The organism is Pseudomonas weihenstephanensis (genome assembly GCF_001043055.1).
Taxonomy (GTDB): Bacteria; Pseudomonadota; Gammaproteobacteria; order Pseudomonadales; family Pseudomonadaceae; genus Aquipseudomonas; species Aquipseudomonas weihenstephanensis.
In genome coordinates this window covers 515,366-532,929 of sequence record NZ_JYLF01000004.1, presented here as the reverse complement: position 1 = coordinate 532,929, position 17,564 = coordinate 515,366, and the positions used below count along the sequence as shown (strand labels likewise).

Sequence of the window (17,564 nt, the reverse complement as noted above, 5' to 3'; positions counted from 1 at the left end):
GTTAATTTTCAGCCAGCGCATTAGCTTTAAGGACGTGTTACTGATTTTGTCCGAGAGGTGTGCGATGTCGCTGGAAACATGGTTGGCCTTTTTTGCGGCGTCCTGGGTGATCAGCCTGTCGCCGGGTGCCGGTGCAATTGCGTCGATGTCATGCGGGCTGCAATACGGTTTTTGGCGCGGCTATTGGAACGCCCTCGGCCTGCAACTGGGCCTGGCCTTGCAAATCGCCATCGTTGCCGCCGGGGTAGGCGCCATTCTCGCCGCGTCCTCCACCGCGTTTTACGCCATCAAATGGTTTGGCGTGGCCTACCTGATCTACCTCGCGGTCAAACAATGGCGCGCCTTGCCCGCCGACCTCAGCGATGACGCTGCCGTACGTCCTATTGGCAAACCGCTGGCGCTGGTGTTTCGCGGCTTCCTGGTCAATGTCAGCAATCCCAAGGCGCTGGTGTTTATGCTCGCGGTGTTACCGCAGTTTGTTGACCCGCACGCGCCGCTGTTGTCTCAGTACTTGATCCTCGGCACGACCATGATCTGCGTCGACCTGATTGTGATGGCCGGCTACACCGGGTTGGCGTCCAAGGTGCTGCGTTTGCTGCGCACGCCCAAACAACAGCGGCGCATGAACCGCACGTTTGCCGGTTTGTTTGTGGGCGCGGCGGGGTTTCTGGCCACGCTGCACCGCGCAACGACGTAAAGACCTTGAGTCATTGGGAAGGGAAGTGAACAATGTGTTACTTCTCATTTCCAGCCGGATTTTTCGATGACCGCCCGCTCGCGTTTTTTGGCATGGCTGATGCTGCCCGTGCTCGCGTTGTGCAGCCTTGCTGTGTCTGCCAACTCCCCGGAAGGTGCCTCACAGGCACTTCACCTCATTGACTACATTGGTGCTGATTACCCGCCTACGGTTGAAGATGGCAAAGTCATCGACGAAACCGAGTATCACGAGCAACTGGAGTTTTTGGCCGTTCTCAAAGGGCTGATTGCCGATTTGCCCGAGCGTGCGGAACGGGCTGAACTGGCGCAGGGCGTGAACGCGCTGCAAACCGCCATCGAGCAACGCGAAGACGGCGCCGCCGTGGCCCGTGAAGCGCGGCAGTTGGGGGCCAAGCTGGCCGTGGCCTACGAGGTCAGCCAGGCGCCGGTCATCACGCCAGACCCCACGCGTGGCGCGCCGTTGTACGCCCAGCATTGTTCGGTGTGTCACGGCGAAGCCGGAGCTGGCGATGGTCCGGCTGGCGTGGGCATGAGCCCGCCACCTGCCAATTTGCGCGACGCCGGGCGCCTCGACCGCTTGAGCCTGTACGCGATCTACAACACGTTGGGGCTGGGCGTTGAAGGCACCGACATGCCGTCCTTTGCCGACCAGCTGGATGAGCGTCAGCGCTGGGACCTGGCCACTTACATCGCGGGCCTGAGCGCTGATCCAAACGCGGCAAAGGCAGACAAAACCTACAATCTGGCTGACCTTGCGCGCCAAACGCCTAATGAAGTGCTGGCCGCCGAAGGCCCGCAAGCCGCTGCCACCTTCCGAGCACAACGCGCGCAACCACCGCAGGTTGTGCGTGGCCCTGCACAACTGCTCGATTACACCCGCGCCACCCTCGACAAAAGCCTGGCGGCTTACCGCGCAGGGGATCGCGAACAGGCCTACGACTTGTCTGTGGCCGCCTATCTGGAAGGCTTTGAGCTGGTTGAAAGCTCACTGGATAACGTCGACAGCAACGTGCGTAAAAGCACGGAGAAAGCCCTGATGGCCTATCGGCAGTCGTTGCAGGACGGCTTACCGATTGAGCAGGTCGAGCAGCGTCTGGAGGCAGCCAAAGCGCTGCTCAAGGCGTCGGCAGGCTTGCTGGGCAGCGATGGCCTGAGCGGGTCGTTGAGCTACATTTCGGGTTTGCTGATTTTGTTGCGTGAGGGCCTGGAAGCCATTCTGGTGTTGGCCGCCATCCTGGCCTTTTTGCGCAACACCGGCCAGCAATCGGCCGTGCGCAGTGTGAACGTGGGCTGGGCGCTGGCTTTGGTCGCCGGGCTGGCCACGTGGGCGCTGGCGGCTTATGTGATCGACGTCAGCGGCGCACAACGCGAATTGCTGGAAGGTTGCACTGCACTGTTCGCCAGCGTCATGGTGCTGTGGTTGGGTGTGTGGATGCACGACCGCCGACATGCTGCTGCGTGGCAGGACTACATCAAAAGCAGCTTGGTCAGCGGTGGCGGGCGGTTTGGTTTTGCGATTCTGGCGTTCTTCTCGGTGTACCGCGAGCTGTTTGAAGTGATCCTGTTTTACGAAACCCTGTGGCTGCAAGCGGGCCCGGCCGGTCACAACGCTGTCTTGGCCGGCGGTGCTACAGCGCTGGTGCTGTTGATCGGCCTGGCATGGGTCATTCTTCGCGGTTCGGCCAAATTGCCGCTGGCGATGTTCTTCGGCATTAACGCCGCTTTGTTGTGCGCGCTGTCGGTGGTGTTCGCAGGCCACGGTGTGAAAGCGCTGCAAGAGGCCGGTATTTTCGGCACGCGGCCGGTGCCGTTCTTCGAGTTCGACTGGCTGGGCATTCATGCCGATGCTTATTCGCTCGGAGCACAGGCCGTCGCCCTTTTGGCCATCATCGTGCTGTACAGCCGCAGTAAATGGGCTGAAAAACGTCGGGTGCAGGCTGCGTAGACCACCATTGATTACGAGCGCTTCGACAGCGACTACACCGTGTGGATGTAGATTCTGTAGTCCCTGGCCTACGCGGCAGTGAGGGCCCAAAGGCTTTGGCTATTTGATCACAGGGCGAGGCCCTACTTTTTACAGGAGCGCACCCATGCGTGTCTGGATCGATGCCGACGCGTGCCCCAAGGCCGCGAAGGATCAAGTTATAAAATTCGCCTTGAAGCGTCAGTTTGAAGTGGTGCTGGTGGCTGGGCAGAGTCAGATCAAGCCCACGTATGCCTTGGTCAAGTTGATCGTGGTGCCCAGTGGCCCGGATGCGGCAGATGATTATCTGGTCGAGCACGCGGTGCCCGGCGAGTTGGTGATTTGCAGCGATGTGCCGCTGGCCGACCGGCTGGTGAAGAAGGGCGTGGCCGCGCTGGACCCGCGTGGTAAAGAGTTCGACCCGCAAAACATGGGTGAACGGCTGGCGGTGCGTAACTTGTTTACCGACCTGCGCGAGCAAGGGCAAATGGGCGGCGGGCAGGGCGCGTATGGCGAACGTGAGAAGCAAGCGTTCGCCAATGCGCTGGACCGCATCCTGACGCGTTTGACGCGTGTGTGATCAATCGTCTTCGTGGGTCAGTTCAAGCACGCGGTCGACCATCTTGTTGATCCCCGACGCCGCTTCGCTGATGGAGTGCGCCAACATATAGGCAGGCGTGCTGACCAGCTTGCGGGCTTTGTCTTCGACAATCTCCGACACCTCGCACTCTTGGTGAATGGCGCCCATTTTGGTCACCGTGCTGGCGGTGTCGGCATCTTTGCCAATGGTGCAGGTCACGCCAGGGCCGTAGATTTTGGCGGCGATGGCAGGTGAGATGCACATCAGGCCCACCGGCTTGGCCGCTTCGGCAAAGGCCTCAGCCAGAGCCAGCACGTCGGTTTGCACTGTGCATTTGTCGCCTTCGGTGGCGAAGCTTGAAAGGTTTTTTGCCGCACCAAACCCGCCCGGTACGATCAGCGCGTCGAAGTCGTCGACCTTCGCTTCACGGATATCCTTGATGTTGCCACGGGCAATGCGCGCAGACTCAACCAGCACGTTACGCGACTCGGGCATCTCATCGCCGGTCAGGTGGTTGATGACGTGCAGCTGCGCAATGTTGGGCGCGAAACACTGAACCTTGGCGCCACGTTGATCGAGGCGCAGCAGGGTGATAACACTTTCGTGGATTTCGGCCCCATCGTAGACGCCGCAACCCGACAGAATCACAGCCACTTTTTTCTGGGTCATGTTGGTTCTCCTAGTACATGGCGCTAATGTCGCCTGATTTGGCACTTGATGCCATAGGGTGTTCATGCAAACCCGGCCTACGCTTGTAGGAACATTGGTCGGGGTGCGCCATGAAGCTGATTTTGTATGCAGTGCCGTTTTTCTTTGTGTTGATCGCGATTGAGCTGCTGGCCGACCGCTGGCGCGGCATGCGCACTTATCGGCTGGCCGACACCATCAGCAGCCTGAGCACCGGCGTGCTGTCGACCACCACCGGTTTGCTGACCAAAGGCGTGGGTCTGGTGACCTATGCCCTGGCGCTCGACCATCTGGCCTTGATCAGGCTGCCCGAAGACAGTGGCTGGGTGTGGCTGTTTGCGTTCGTGCTGTATGACTTTTGCTACTACTGGCACCACCGCCTTGGGCATGAGCGCAATGTGCTGTGGGCGGCGCACTCGGTGCATCACCAAAGCGAGGACTACAACTTGTCCACCGCTCTGCGTCAGACCAGCACCGGTTTTATATTCGGCTGGGTGTTTTACCTGCCGATGGCTGTGCTTGGCGTACCGTTGCTGGTGTTCGTCACCGTGGCGACGCTCAATTTGCTTTATCAATTCTGGGTACACACCCGTCACGTGCCCAAGCTGGGCTGGTTCGAGTGGTGCTTTGTTTCGCCGTCCAATCACCGGGCTCACCATGCGCAGAATGCTCTCTACATGGATCGCAATTACGGCGGGGTGTTCATTTTTTGGGATCGCCTGTTTGGCACCTTCCAGGAAGAAGATGACGCCGAACCGGTCATTTTCGGCGTGACCACGCCGCTGTCGAGCTGGAACCCGCTGTGGGCCAATTGGCAGTTTTATGCCCAACTGTTGGCTGATGCGCGGCGCACTGAGCGCTGGTGGGACAAAGTGCGCATCTGGTTTATGCCCACCGGCTGGCGCCCGGCGGATGTGGCGGGCAAGCACCCGGTAAACAAGCCCGATTTGAGTCAATTCAAAAAGTTTGAGGTGGCGCTGGCGCTACCGCAGCAGGTGTATATCGCCCTGCAATTTGCGGTGTATGTGGGGTTGGGCAGTTATCTGCTCAATCTGGGCGAGCATTTAGCGCCCCAGGCATTGCTGTTGGGCTGGGGTTACATGGCGCTAGGTCTGTTTGTGTTGGGGGCCGGGCTTGAGAATCGGCCCTGGGCATTGCGCCTTGAGGGGGTGCGCCTGGCGCTGAACGTGCCGCTGGTGTGGCTGGCCCCGTGGGCGGGGCTGTGGCCGGCCAGCGCGTGGGGCTGGGTTGCCCTGTTCAGTTACAGCGCCTTGAGCGTGATGGGCCTGTACGCGTGCAGAGCCAGGGTTACTCCGCTGGCGGAGTGTTAGCCTCGCCTGCCTTGTGTTTGGCTTCTTCAAGGGCGATTTGTTTGGCCTGGCGCGCATTTTTGAAGCGCCGACGGATCCACAGGCAGACGCCCAGCACCAGCAATGCGCCCAATACCCACAGCTCATACTTCTTGACGCTGCCGAGCAGGCCTTCAAGCACCGCGCCAAAGTGGTAGGCGGCAGTCGCCAGCGCGATGGCCCAGATGGCCGCGCCAATGCCGTTGAGCAGCAAGTAGCGGCCCGGCGGGTAGCCGGACAAACCAATCGCCACAGGCATGACGGTGCGCAGGCCGTAGACGAAGCGAAAGCTCAAGACCCAGATGTCGGGGTGCTTGCGAATGTGCTCCAGTGCTTTGTCGCCCATGAGCTGCCAGCGCGGTTTGCGCGCCAACAGTTTGCGGCCGTGCTTGCGCCCCAGGAAGTACCACAGCTGATCGCCGGCATAACTGCCGAGAAACGCCACGATCATCACCAGTTTGAGGTCCATGTATCCGCGGAACGCCAAGAAGCCTGCGAGAACCAGAATGGTCTCACCTTCAAAGAACGTCCCTAGAAACAGGGCGAAGTAGCCGAATTCTTGAAGAAATTGTTGGAGCATTGTCTGGGTGCTGGCGAAATGAACGCGCAGCCTACGCCTTCAAGCGCGTGTATGAAAGTATCGAAATGTGTCTTGTCGTGAACAAATCCTACAATGCATATGGTTTTGACTTACGTCATGAGCGCTGTCATCTGCTGTTCATAAGGCGTCGGTATAAAGGTCGCGCGCGTTCAGGTCTGGGGCAAACGGGATTTTTCAGGCGCTGATCAACATGGCGCTGCGCACGGCTTGGCCGACTAAAGTCGAACCGTCTACACAGTCCGTTACCTAATGGTCGCGGCGACGCGGTACTGGCCTCAGAACAATTTCACGAAATCACCCTCTAAGTAGGCCTCAGCCCGCATAAAGCGCCTTTGAGCGGTTTAATCCCGCAGGCGTTGGTGGCATTCTGGCTGTCAACTTGACTGGCCGCGCCGCTTAACTGTTACGAGAGTCAAACCCGCTCTTATCAGGAACTTTCAATGAATACCGAAGGACAGACAGAACTCGTTGCCACTGAGCCTCAACCGATGGTTGAGCAGGTCTCTGAAACCCCGCCCACGCCCGAGGCACACGCGCCCGCAGCGGCCGAGTCGCATGCCGCGGCGCATCCGACGATTGCCATTCCGGGCCTGGATGACAGCAGCCTGTATATCCATCGTGAGTTGTCGCAATTGCAGTTCAACATTCGCGTGCTGGAGCAGGCGCTGGATGAGTCCTACCCGTTACTTGAGCGCCTGAAATTTCTGCTGATCTTCTCCAGCAACCTCGACGAATTCTTCGAAATTCGCGTCGCGGGTCTGAAGAAGCAAATCACCTTCGCCCGTGAACAGGCCGGTGCCGACGGTTTGCAGCCGCATCAGGCGTTGGCGCGCATCAGTGAACTGGTGCATGGGCATGTCGATCGCCAATACGCGATTCTCAACGACATCCTGTTGCCTGAGCTTGAAAAACATCAGGTGCGCTTCATTCGGCGGCGCCACTGGAACACCAAAATCAAAGCCTGGGTGCGTAAATTCTTCCGCGATGAGATCGCCCCGATCATCACCCCGATTGGCCTTGATCCTACGCACCCGTTCCCGTTGCTGGTGAACAAGAGCCTCAACTTCATTGTTGAGCTCGAAGGCATTGATGCATTCGGCCGTGATTCTGGCTTGGCAATCATCCCCGCCCCGCGTTTGCTGCCGCGTGTCATCAAAGTGCCGGAAGACGTCGGTGGGCCGGGCGATAACTACGTGTTCCTGTCGTCGATGATCCATGCGCATGCCGACGATTTGTTTCAGGGCATGAAGGTCAAGGGCTGCTACCAGTTCCGTCTGACCCGAAACGCCGATCTGGCGGTCGACACTGAAGATGTAGAAGACCTGGCCCGTGCACTGCGCGGCGAATTGTTCTCGCGTCGTTATGGTGACGCGGTGCGTCTGGAAGTGGCCGATACCTGCCCTAAACATCTGTCGGATTACCTGCTCAAGCAGTTCAACCTGCACGAAACCGAGCTGTACACGGTTAACGGCCCGGTGAACCTCACGCGGCTGTTTAGCATCACGGGCCTGGACAGCCATCCCGAGCTGCAATACACACCGTTTACCCCGGCGATTCCGAAGCTGTTGCAGAACAGCGAAAATATTTTCAGCGTGGTCAGCAAACAGGACATCTTGCTGCTACACCCGTTCGAGTCCTTTACCCCGGTGGTGGATTTGCTGCGGCAGGCCGCCAAAGACCCGCATGTGCTGGCCGTGCGCCAGACGCTGTACCGCAGCGGCGCCAACTCCGAAATCGTTGACGCGTTGGTGGACGCTGCGCGTAACGGCAAGGAAGTGACCGCTGTGGTTGAGTTGCGCGCCCGCTTTGACGAAGAGTCCAACCTGCAACTGGCCAGTCGTTTGCAAGCGGCCGGTGCGGTGGTGATTTACGGGGTGGTGGGCTTTAAGACTCACGCCAAGATGATGCTGATTCTGCGTCGCGAGGCAGGCGAGATCGTGCGTTACGCGCATTTGGGCACGGGTAACTACCACGCGGGTAACGCGCGGTTGTACACCGACTACAGCTTGCTGACCTCCGATGATGCGCTGTGCGAAGACGTCGGCAAGTTGTTCAGCCAGTTGATCGGCATGGGCAAGACGCTGCGCATGAAGAAGCTGCTGCACGCGCCGTTCACGCTGAAGAAGGGCATGCTCGATATGATCGCCCGCGAAACGCAATTCGCGCTGGAGGGCAAGCCTGCGCACATCATCGCCAAGTTCAACTCGTTGACCGACCCTAAAATCATTCGTGCGTTGTACAAGGCCAGCCAGTCAGGCGTGCGGATCGATTTGATCGTGCGTGGCATGTGCTGCCTGCGTCCGGGGATTGCGGGGGTGTCGCACAACATTCACGTACGCTCGATCATCGGCCGCTTTTTGGAGCACACCCGGGTGTTCTACTTCCTCAACGGCGGGGAAGAGCAGATGTTCCTGTCGAGTGCCGACTGGATGGAGCGCAACCTGGATAAGCGCGTCGAGACGTGCTTCCCGATTGAAGGCAAAAAGCTGATTTTGCGGGTCAAGAAAGAGTTGGAGTGCTACCTGACCGACAACACCCACAGCTGGAGCTTGCAGTCGGACGGGCGTTACATTCGTAACACACCAACCGGCAACCAAAACCCGCGCAGCGCCCAGGCCACTTTGCTTGAGCGTTTGAGCCTGCCGGTATTGGCCGTCAACACCGGCCCGTCGGTGTAAGTAACCGCCCGGTGTCGTAGCCGCTGCGCCAGCGGCTACGCAGGCTCAATTCAGGACACCGTCAGTACAATCCCGACCCGTGTCAGCCATTGTGCTTCTTGCTCAAAGTCGGCCTGGGTCAGCGGGTTCTGCTCAAGCCAGCCTTCGGGGAAGATCACTTCAAGGTGATCGCCATCGGCCCGCAGTTTTACCTGCGAGGCTTGCTGGTCGCCACGGATGTGGTGGTACAAAATCGCAAAGCGCAACAACACGCACAGGCGAATCAGCTTGATGCCGTCTTCACCAAAGTCTGCGAACTTGTCTTTGGGAATATTACGGCGGTGGCCGCGTACCAATAGCGCGAGCATTTGCTGGTCTTCACGGGAGAAGCCGGCAAGGTCGGAGTGCTCAATCAAGTAGGCGCCGTGTTTGTGGAAATGATAGTGCGCGATGTCGAGGCCGACTTCGTGCACCTTGGCCGCCCAGCTCAGTAATTCACGCCATACGCCGTCTTTCAAATCCCACGCCTTGGCCACTTGGTCGAAAGCACGTAAGGCTTTGCGCTCAACCCGTGCCGCTTGCTCGCGGTCAACGTGGTAGCGGTCCATCAACGAACTGAGGGTGCGCTCGCGTACGTCTTCGTGATGATGGCGGCCCAGCAGGTCGTACAGCACCCCTTCACGCAACGCGCCGTCGCAGTGATCCATGCGTTGCAGTTCCAGAGAATCGAAGATCGCTTCCAGGATGGCCAGCCCGGCCGGGAAGATGGTGCGTCGATCAGGCTTGATGCCTTCAAAGTCGATTTTTTCGACCTCGCCCAGCTTGAACAGTTTGCGCTTGAGCCACGCCAGACCTTCGGCATTGACCTCGCCATTGCCATGACCGCCGGCCTTGAGGGCCAGGCCAATGGCGCGGATGGTGCCTGACGAGCCGATGGCTTCGTCCCAGCCCAAGCGGTGCAAGGCGTGTTCGATGCTCATGATCTCAAGGCGCGCAGCGGTGTACGCCTGTGCATAACGCGCCGGGGTGATTTTGCCATCGCGAAAATAGCGCTGGGTGTAACTGACGCAGCCCATTTGCAGGCTTTCGCGCAACAACGGTTCAAAGCGCTGGCCAATGACGAATTCGGTACTGCCACCGCCAATGTCTGCCACCAGGCGCTTGCCCGGCGTATCAGCGAGGGTGTGGGACACGCCCAGGTAAATGAGGCGTGCTTCTTCACGTCCGGAAATGACTTCTACTGTGTGGCCGAGGATTTCTTCGGCGCGCACGATGAACTCATTGCGGTTACGTGCTTCACGCAGGGCGTTGGTACCCACAATCCGCACGGCGCCCAAAGGCATACCGTTGATCAGTTGGGCAAAACGTTTCAGGCAATCGAGCCCGCGCTGCATGGATTCTTCGTTGAGTTTGCGATCTTCGTCGATGCCGGCTGCTAACTGCACCTTTTCACCAAGACGCTCCAGGATACGGATTTCACCGTTCTGAGCCTTGGCCACCACCATGTGAAAGCTGTTAGAACCCAGATCAATGGCGGCGATCAGGGACGGATTCTTGGCTTGGGATTGGGGCATGGTTGAGGGGTCTCGGTCGATAACTTCGCCATCGTGCCACGATCAAACGCTCGCGCCAACGCGTGATGTCAGAAGGCTTGATGTGGCTCAAGCAATTTTTCGTAACGTCTGGCTTCATATCATTAAAGGCGTTAACCCACGGACGCGATGTTTAAATTCATCAGCCATACTCTGACTCATGCTTCTTTATAGTCAGACTCAATTAAGCCTCAGCTTCCTGAACGCGGTGATGACGGCTATGATGTGCTACGTTTTTGCTTACAACCACGGAGACTTCCATGAGCAGCGATCTTATTAAACACGTCACCGACGCTAGCTTTGAGGCCGATGTTCTCAAGGCTGAAGGCGCTGTACTGGTCGACTACTGGGCTGAATGGTGTGGCCCTTGCAAAATGATCGCGCCAGTTCTGGACGAGATCGCAGAGACTTACAAAGGCAAGCTGACTGTTGCCAAGCTGAACATCGATGAAAACCAGGAAACCCCGGCCAAGCATGGCGTACGTGGTATTCCGACGCTGATGCTGTTCAAGAACGGCAATGTCGAAGCCACCAAGGTCGGTGCGCTGTCGAAGTCGCAATTGGCTGCATTCCTCGACGCTAACATTTAAGTGTCGATAAAAGCCCCGCAAAATGCGGGGCTTTTTCATGGCTCAAGGACTAGACGCTATGAAAAGCAAGTGTTACATTCGGCCCCGCACTGGTTTCTCCACTGCCCCCTGCAAGCCGTCGCCGACGCACTCCTTATCGAATTAGTACGCGATCCTGTCGCCTTCTCTGCGGCGCGGCCTCATTAAGCCAAAAGCTTAATTTCCCCCCTCCATAAATGATTACGTCATTCCTATATGAACCTGACTGAACTCAAGCAAAAGCCGATTACCGAACTGCTCGAATTGGCCGAACAAATGGGCATAGAAAATATGGCCCGTTCGCGCAAGCAGGACGTGATTTTCTCCCTGCTGAAAAAGCACGCGAAAAGCGGCGAGGAAATCTCCGGTGATGGCGTGCTGGAGATCCTCCAGGACGGCTTCGGCTTCCTGCGCTCCGCTGACGCCTCGTATCTTGCCGGCCCGGACGATATTTACGTCTCGCCTAGCCAGATTCGTCGCTTCAACTTGCGCACCGGCGACACCATCGTCGGTAAAATCCGCCCGCCAAAAGAAGGCGAGCGTTACTTCGCACTGCTGAAAGTCGACACGATCAACTACGATCGTCCCGAGAACGCGAAAAACAAGATTCTTTTCGAGAACTTGACCCCGCTGTTCCCGACCGTCCGCATGAAGATGGAAATCGGTAACGGTTCCACTGAAGACCTGACCGGTCGTGTGATCGACCTCTGCGCGCCCATCGGTAAAGGTCAGCGTGGTCTGATCGTTGCTCCGCCAAAAGCGGGCAAGACCCTGATGTTGCAGAACATCGCGTCGAACATTTCGCGTAACAACCCTGAAGTTCACTTGATCGTTCTGTTGATCGACGAGCGTCCTGAAGAAGTGACCGAAATGCAGCGCACGGTGCGCGGCGAAGTGGTTGCGTCGACCTTCGACGAGCCGCCAACCCGTCACGTGCAAGTGGCCGAAATGGTGATCGAGAAGGCCAAGCGCCTGGTCGAACACAAAAAGGACGTGGTGATCCTGCTTGACTCCATCACCCGTCTGGCCCGCGCCTACAACACCGTGATCCCAAGCTCCGGCAAGGTGTTGACCGGTGGTGTTGACGCCCACGCCCTTGAGAAGCCTAAGCGTTTCTTCGGTGCGGCGCGAAACATCGAAGAAGGCGGCTCGCTGACCATCATCGCTACCGCGCTGGTTGAAACCGGCTCGAAGATGGATGAAGTGATCTACGAAGAGTTCAAAGGCACCGGCAACATGGAACTGCCTCTGGACCGCAAAATCGCTGAAAAGCGCGTCTTCCCTGCGATCAACATCAACCGCTCCGGCACCCGCCGTGAAGAGTTGCTGACCGCCGATGACGAGCTGCAACGCATGTGGATCCTGCGCAAGCTGTTGCACCCGATGGACGAAGTCGCAGCGATCGAGTTCTTGATCGACAAGCTGAAACAGACCAAGACCAACGATGAGTTCTTCCTGTCGATGAAACGCAAGTAACACGGTTTCTCGATCAAAAAATGGCGCCCCGCAAGGGCGCCATTTTTTTTGGGCAAAAAAAAGGAAGGTTTGCGCTGAGCGCCGGTCAATAACAGCACTCTACTGACGGGTGCTGAGCGTTATGAGTTCACTTGTTTATCGCAGGGACATTGATGGCCTGCGCGCAATTGCCGTGATAGCGGTGGTGCTTTTTCACTTCGGGGTGCCCGGTTTCACCGGCGGGTTCGTCGGCGTTGATGTGTTCTTCGTCATTTCCGGTTACCTGATTACCTCGATCATCTGGCGCCAGCGTGAAGCGGGGCGTTTTAGTTTCGTGGATTTTTGGGCTCGCCGAGCGCGACGTATCCTGCCCGCCTTGTTTGTACTGCTGGCGGCAGTCCTTGTGGCTGGCTGGTTTTTGATGGCACCCAAGGACTACGAAGAACTGGGCCGCTCCGTGCGTTACCAGGTGTTGTTCGTGTCCAACCTGCTGTTCATGCGCCAGGACGGTTATTTCGATGCGGCCAGCGACCTGAAACCGTTGCTGCACACCTGGTCACTGGCCGTTGAAGAACAGTTCTACATCGTCTTCCCTCTGGTACTGACTGTGCTGTCGGCTCGCTTTAAGCACTGGCGACTGGCGTTGTTCGGCCTGCTGCTGATTTCGTTTGGCTTGAGCGTCTGGGCCGTTGCCCTGCACCCGCAAAAGGCGTTTTTTCTGTTGCCGATGCGGGCGTGGGAGTTGTTGGCAGGCGGCATGCTGGCCATTGCCCCTGTCACCCAAAAACGCCTGACACCTGCGGCGGCGCAATGCTTCAGCCTCTTGGGGCTGGGGCTTGTCCTGATGGCGGTCTTTGGTTACGACAAAAGCACACCGTTCCCCGGTGCCGCGGCATTGCTGCCGGTACTGGGCGTGGTGGCACTGATCTGGGCCAATGAGCATCACACCACTTGGGTGGGGCGTTTGTTGAGCACGCGGGTAATGGTCGGTCTCGGGCTGATTTCTTACTCGTGGTATTTGTGGCACTGGCCGGTCTTTGTGTTTGGCAGCTATGCCAGCGTGGGTGAATTTGGCGCGGGTTTGACCAGCGCTCTCATCGCGCTGACGTTGATCTTGGGCTATTTGTCCTGGCGCTTTGTCGAAACGCCCTTGCGTGAGCGTCGACTGTTAGCTGGGCGGCGGCAGATTCTGGCGGCCGCGGGTGTGGGCATCCTGGTATTGGGTTTGGCCGGGCAAGCGCTGCGCTGGAGTGATGGTTTGCCGCAGCGTTTGTCAGAGCAGGCGTTGCAGTACGCCAACGCCAGCCACTGGCGGCCCGAATTGATGGCCTGTATCACGGATGACAAAAGCCCCGCAGACACGCCGTTTTGCCGATACGGCACGCCCGATGCCCCTGCGCAGTTACTGGTGTGGGGCGACAGCCACGCCACGGCGCTGATCCCTGCGTTGCAAGACAGCGCCGAGCGCTACGGGGTCAATGTGATGCTGGCCAGCTCGGCGGGTTGTCTGCCCCTTGAAGGGCTGGAGCACGGCGCTCGATGCGCGGACTACAACCGTCGTGTGGTGCGCACATTGAACACCGAGCCGGTGAGCGACGTGATGTTGGTGGCACGCTGGAGCCTTTATCTTTATGGCGATGCCAAAGGTGATCGGGGTCATGCGCTGAAAGCAGCGGATGGCCATTACGACCGCGAGGTGGCCGAGCAGCAACTGGCGCAAGGCTTGCGCACACGCATTAAACAGCTGCGTCAGGCCGGCCATCGTGTGTGGCTGATGAAAGAGGCGCCGTTGCAGCCGTTCAATCCGCCTTATCGCTTGAGCCGTTTAGCGATGCTGAACAAGCCCACAGAGGGCACCGGTTTTCCGCTGGCCGATCACCTCAAACACACGGCCTTTATCAACCGTTTGTTCGCTCAAATTGCTGCCAGTGACCCCGGCGTCAAGGTGCTGGACCCTACACCACAGCTGTGCGATGCCACCGGTTTATGTCGGGCTGAGCGGGACGGTGACGCGTTGTACACCGACGACAATCATCTGTCCGAAGCGGGTGCCAAGTTGATGCTGCCCGTAGTGGCGCCGCTGTTTGAAACCGTGACCGAGTCAAACCCGTCCGGCCCGCGTGAAGCCAATACTGCCCGCTAAGCAGCGATAAGCTGCCAGCGGGCGGCATTGCAGGTAGGATGTACGCCTATTTTGAGGGTGCCAACGTCAATGAAATTCAAGGATCTTCGGGATTTCGTGCAGCAGCTAGAGCAGCGCGGAGAGTTGAAACGCATCCAGATTCCCGTCTCTCCAGTGCTGGAGATGACCGAAATCTGCGACCGCACGCTGCGTGCCAAAGGCCCGGCGCTGTTGTTCGAGAACCCGACCGGCCACACGATCCCGGTGCTTGGCAACCTGTTCGGTACGCCTGAGCGCGTGGCGATGGGCATGGGGGCGGAGTCGGTCAGTGAATTGCGCGAAATCGGCAAGCTGTTGGCGTTCCTCAAGGAACCTGAGCCGCCTAAAGGTCTGAAAGACGCGTGGTCCAAATTGCCGATCTTCCGCAAGATCATTTCCATGGCCCCGAAAGTCGTCAAAGACGCGGTGTGCCAGGAAGTCGTGATCGAAGGCGATGATGTCGACTTGGCCATGTTGCCCGTTCAGCACTGCTGGCCGGGCGACGTGGCACCGTTGATTACGTGGGGCCTGACCGTCACCAAGGGACCGAACAAGGACCGCCAGAACCTCGGTATTTATCGTCAGCAAGTGATTGGCCGCAACAAAGTCATCATGCGTTGGTTGAGTCACCGGGGTGGCGCACTGGATTACCGCGAGTGGTGTGAAAAACACCCCGGCCAGCCGTTCCCGGTATCGGTGGCCCTGGGTGCAGACCCTGCAACTATTCTCGGTGCGGTGACGCCGGTGCCGGACAGCCTGTCCGAATACGCGTTCGCCGGGTTGCTGCGGGGCAATCGCACCGAGCTGGTGAAATGCCGCGGCAATGACCTGCAAGTGCCCGCCACCGCGGAAATCATCCTTGAAGGCGTGATTCACCCCGGCGAGATGGCCCCTGAAGGCCCTTACGGCGATCACACCGGTTACTACAACGAAGTGGACAGCTTTCCGGTGTTCACCGTTGAACGCATCACCCACCGGGTCAAACCGATTTACCACAGCACGTACACCGGCCGTCCACCGGATGAACCCGCGATTCTGGGTGTGGCACTCAACGAAGTGTTTGTACCGATCCTGCAAAAGCAGTTTCCGGAAATCACCGACTTCTACCTGCCGCCTGAAGGCTGCTCGTACCGCATGGCCATTGTGACCATGAAAAAGTCGTATCCGGGCCACGCCAAGCGGGTCATGCTCGGCGTGTGGTCATTTTTGCGTCAGTTCATGTACACCAAGTTCGTGATCGTGACCGATGACGACATCAATGCGCGTGACTGGAATGACGTGATCTGGGCGATCACGACGCGCATGGACCCCAAACGTGACACGGTCATGATCGAAAACACGCCAATCGACTACCTTGATTTCGCCTCGCCGGTATCGGGTCTTGGCTCGAAGATGGGGCTGGATGCGACGAATAAATGGCCGGGTGAAACCACGCGTGAATGGGGCCGAGTCATCGTCAAGGACGAGGCGGTGACACGCCGGGTCGATGACATCTGGAATCAATTAGGAATAGATTGATGCGAGTAACCTTGCAGCCATCAGGCGCGGTGTTGGACACCTTGCCTGGCGAGCCGATTTTGAATGCGGCGCAGCGTTTGGGCTATGAATGCCCACAAAGCTGTCGTAACGGTAATTGCCATGTGTGTGCCGCCTTGCTGGTAGAAGGCAGCGTGCAGCAGGCGGGCGAGACCCGTGATCATGGTGAGATTTACACCTGCCTGGCGCAGCCGCAGGAAGACTGCATCGTGTTGTGGGACGGTGTGCTTGCGTTAGGGGAGTTGCCGGTGAAAACCGTGTCGTGTCTGTTGGTTGAGTGCGTAGAAGTGGGCGGCGACGTGTGGCGGGTGCGCCTGCGCGCGCCGGCTGGCAAGGCGCCGCGTTATTACGCAGGCCAGTACGTGATGCTGGAGCGCGAGAACGGTGAAAAGTCCGCGTTCTCGCTGGCCAGTGCGCCGCACAGCGGGCGTGATCTTGAGCTGCATGTGCTGGTGCGCGAAGACAGCGCCCTTAGCCTGATCGAACAATTGCAACGCAATGGCATGATCCGCGTTGAACTGCCGTTTGGTGATACGCATTTGTCCCAATTACCGGACGGCCCGCTGGTGCTGATTGCTGCCGGTACAGGCATGGCGCAGATGCACAGCCTGATCGAGCATTGCCGTAAGGAGGGTTTCCCGTACCCCGTGCACTTGTACTGGGGTGTGCGTCGTCCAGAAGACTTCTACACCTTGGAGGAATGGGACGCGTGGCAAAAAATCCCCAACCTGTACTTGCACAAAGTCGTGAGTGACTTGTGTGGTTGGGAGGGGCGCTGTGGGTTGTTGCACGAAGCAGTGTGCGAAGACATCAGCGACTTGAGCCGCGTGTATGTTTACGCCAGCGGTTCGCCTGCGATGGTTTACGGCACCCTCGATGCTTTGGTGAATGCAGGGATGGACGCTCACCAAATGCGCGCCGATGTATTCGCGTACTGTCCGCGGCCCTGATCCAACGCACTAGACAGGTAGTAACTGAGGAGTAATGCGAGGCTGTGATCAATGACGCAGCCGTCGCAAGGGCCTGCTCGCAGACAGTCTTCACGATTGCTTCGCAATCGGACGCCGCCTGCGGCAGCGGCTACGCGTTGCTGGCCCGCCAGAATCACGTGCGCCTGTCGTTAAAAGCGCAATCCGGTGGTAATCATCGCTGCATTGAACCCCAGCAACACCAACTCGGCAGCGACCGGCCCGTAGTGAGCGCCCACTGAGGGAATAATGACCGGCGCCACCCCAAAGCGGTTGAGCGGGATCTTGTCTTGATACTCGCCGTGATAGCCTTCCAGCAACCCGCCTGTCAGCTTGAAATACACCGGGTACGTGTCGCTGTCGAAGCGTTTACCGGCGTAGGCGTAGTACGAACGCTGGCGAAACGAGTTGCGAAATGTTGCCCCGCCCACCAGCCATCCAGACCGGTCGTGGTACTCAAGGCCGATCAGATCCTGGTTGTTATTGTGCTCGGGGTCGGGCGAAAAGTGCTTGGTGTAGACGCTGGTTTGTACGTACCAAAAGTCTTTGTCTTTCTCTTGCGTGTCATCTTGCGCCATCGCGGCGCTGGCGTTGAGCAACATCAACAAGCCACAGATTCCTGATTTCTTCATGCGTGGACCTCTGTTGGCAGTTAGGCGTGCGCCTGTGGCGAGCCACTATAGAGACATT

At 58.4% G+C, this 17,564-nt stretch carries 14 protein-coding genes; 10 read left to right on the top strand and 4 right to left on the bottom strand.

Annotation, left to right across the window (positions count from 1 at the left end; genetic code table 11):
- Positions 1-64 precede the first annotated feature (64 nt).
- The 3 genes from TU86_RS13020 (at position 65) to TU86_RS13010 (ending at position 3,260) form a co-directional block, all read left to right on the top strand.
- Complete coding sequence (locus tag TU86_RS13020; RefSeq protein ID WP_048364710.1) at positions 65-697, top strand: LysE family transporter; 633 nt, start codon at positions 65-67, stop codon at positions 695-697.
- A gap of 66 nt (positions 698-763) precedes the next feature.
- Positions 764-2,662, top strand: coding sequence for a cytochrome c/FTR1 family iron permease (locus TU86_RS13015; protein ID WP_048364709.1), 1,899 nt, complete (start codon positions 764-766; stop codon positions 2,660-2,662).
- Between the two features lie 145 nt (positions 2,663-2,807).
- Positions 2,808-3,260, top strand: coding sequence for a YaiI/YqxD family protein (locus TU86_RS13010; protein ID WP_048364708.1), 453 nt, complete (start codon positions 2,808-2,810; stop codon positions 3,258-3,260).
- Here the strand turns inward: TU86_RS13010 and elbB are convergent, their stop codons facing one another.
- Positions 3,261-3,929, bottom strand: coding sequence for an isoprenoid biosynthesis glyoxalase ElbB (elbB, locus tag TU86_RS13005; protein ID WP_048364707.1), 669 nt, complete (start codon positions 3,927-3,929; stop codon positions 3,261-3,263).
- A 110-nt stretch (positions 3,930-4,039) separates the two neighbouring features.
- Here elbB and TU86_RS13000 point away from each other — a divergent pair, with 110 nt between their 5' ends.
- Positions 4,040-5,278 carry a sterol desaturase family protein gene (locus tag TU86_RS13000; protein WP_048364706.1) on the top strand — a complete coding sequence of 413 codons (1,239 nt, stop codon included), beginning with the start codon at positions 4,040-4,042 and terminating at the stop codon, positions 5,276-5,278.
- Here the strand turns inward: TU86_RS13000 and TU86_RS12995 are convergent.
- Complete coding sequence (locus TU86_RS12995) at positions 5,256-5,876, bottom strand: DedA family protein (protein WP_048364705.1); 621 nt, start codon at positions 5,874-5,876, stop codon at positions 5,256-5,258. The genes TU86_RS13000 and TU86_RS12995 overlap by 23 nt on opposite strands.
- A 461-nt stretch (positions 5,877-6,337) precedes the next feature.
- Between TU86_RS12995 and ppk1 the strand changes: the two genes are divergently transcribed.
- The gene (gene ppk1 / locus TU86_RS12990) at positions 6,338-8,575 is read left to right on the top strand and encodes a polyphosphate kinase 1 (RefSeq protein WP_048364704.1); all 2,238 of its coding nucleotides are present in this window, start codon (positions 6,338-6,340) and stop codon (positions 8,573-8,575) included.
- Positions 8,576-8,625: 50 nt separating this feature from the next.
- On the opposite strand, the gene ppx is transcribed toward ppk1, so the two are convergent.
- Positions 8,626-10,128, bottom strand: coding sequence for an exopolyphosphatase (gene ppx / locus TU86_RS12985; RefSeq protein WP_048364703.1), 1,503 nt, complete (start codon positions 10,126-10,128; stop codon positions 8,626-8,628).
- A gap of 278 nt (positions 10,129-10,406) precedes the next feature.
- Here ppx and trxA point away from each other — a divergent pair, with 278 nt between their 5' ends.
- The 5 genes from trxA (at position 10,407) to TU86_RS12960 (ending at position 16,856) form a co-directional block, all read left to right on the top strand.
- The gene (trxA, locus tag TU86_RS12980; protein ID WP_016783018.1) at positions 10,407-10,736 is read left to right on the top strand and encodes a thioredoxin TrxA; all 330 of its coding nucleotides are present in this window, start codon (positions 10,407-10,409) and stop codon (positions 10,734-10,736) included.
- A gap of 234 nt (positions 10,737-10,970) precedes the next feature.
- Positions 10,971-12,230: a transcription termination factor Rho gene (gene rho / locus TU86_RS12975; RefSeq protein ID WP_047272818.1), complete on the top strand. Its 1,260-nt coding sequence runs from the start codon at positions 10,971-10,973 to the stop codon at positions 12,228-12,230.
- A gap of 121 nt (positions 12,231-12,351) precedes the next feature.
- Positions 12,352-14,352, top strand: coding sequence for an acyltransferase family protein (locus tag TU86_RS12970; RefSeq protein WP_048364702.1), 2,001 nt, complete (start codon positions 12,352-12,354; stop codon positions 14,350-14,352).
- Positions 14,353-14,421: 69 nt separating this feature from the next.
- On the top strand, positions 14,422-15,888 hold the full coding sequence (gene ubiD / locus TU86_RS12965) for a 4-hydroxy-3-polyprenylbenzoate decarboxylase (protein ID WP_048364701.1): 1,467 nt from the start codon (positions 14,422-14,424) through the stop codon (positions 15,886-15,888).
- On the top strand, positions 15,888-16,856 hold the full coding sequence (locus TU86_RS12960) for a CDP-6-deoxy-delta-3,4-glucoseen reductase (RefSeq protein ID WP_048364700.1): 969 nt from the start codon (positions 15,888-15,890) through the stop codon (positions 16,854-16,856). The genes ubiD and TU86_RS12960 overlap by 1 nt, the downstream gene beginning before the upstream one ends.
- A gap of 170 nt (positions 16,857-17,026) precedes the next feature.
- On the opposite strand, the gene TU86_RS12955 is transcribed toward TU86_RS12960, so the two are convergent.
- Positions 17,027-17,476 (bottom strand): hypothetical protein, encoded by a 450-nt coding sequence (locus tag TU86_RS12955; RefSeq protein WP_048364768.1) that lies wholly within the window; start codon positions 17,474-17,476, stop codon positions 17,027-17,029.
- Positions 17,477-17,564 lie beyond the last annotated feature (88 nt).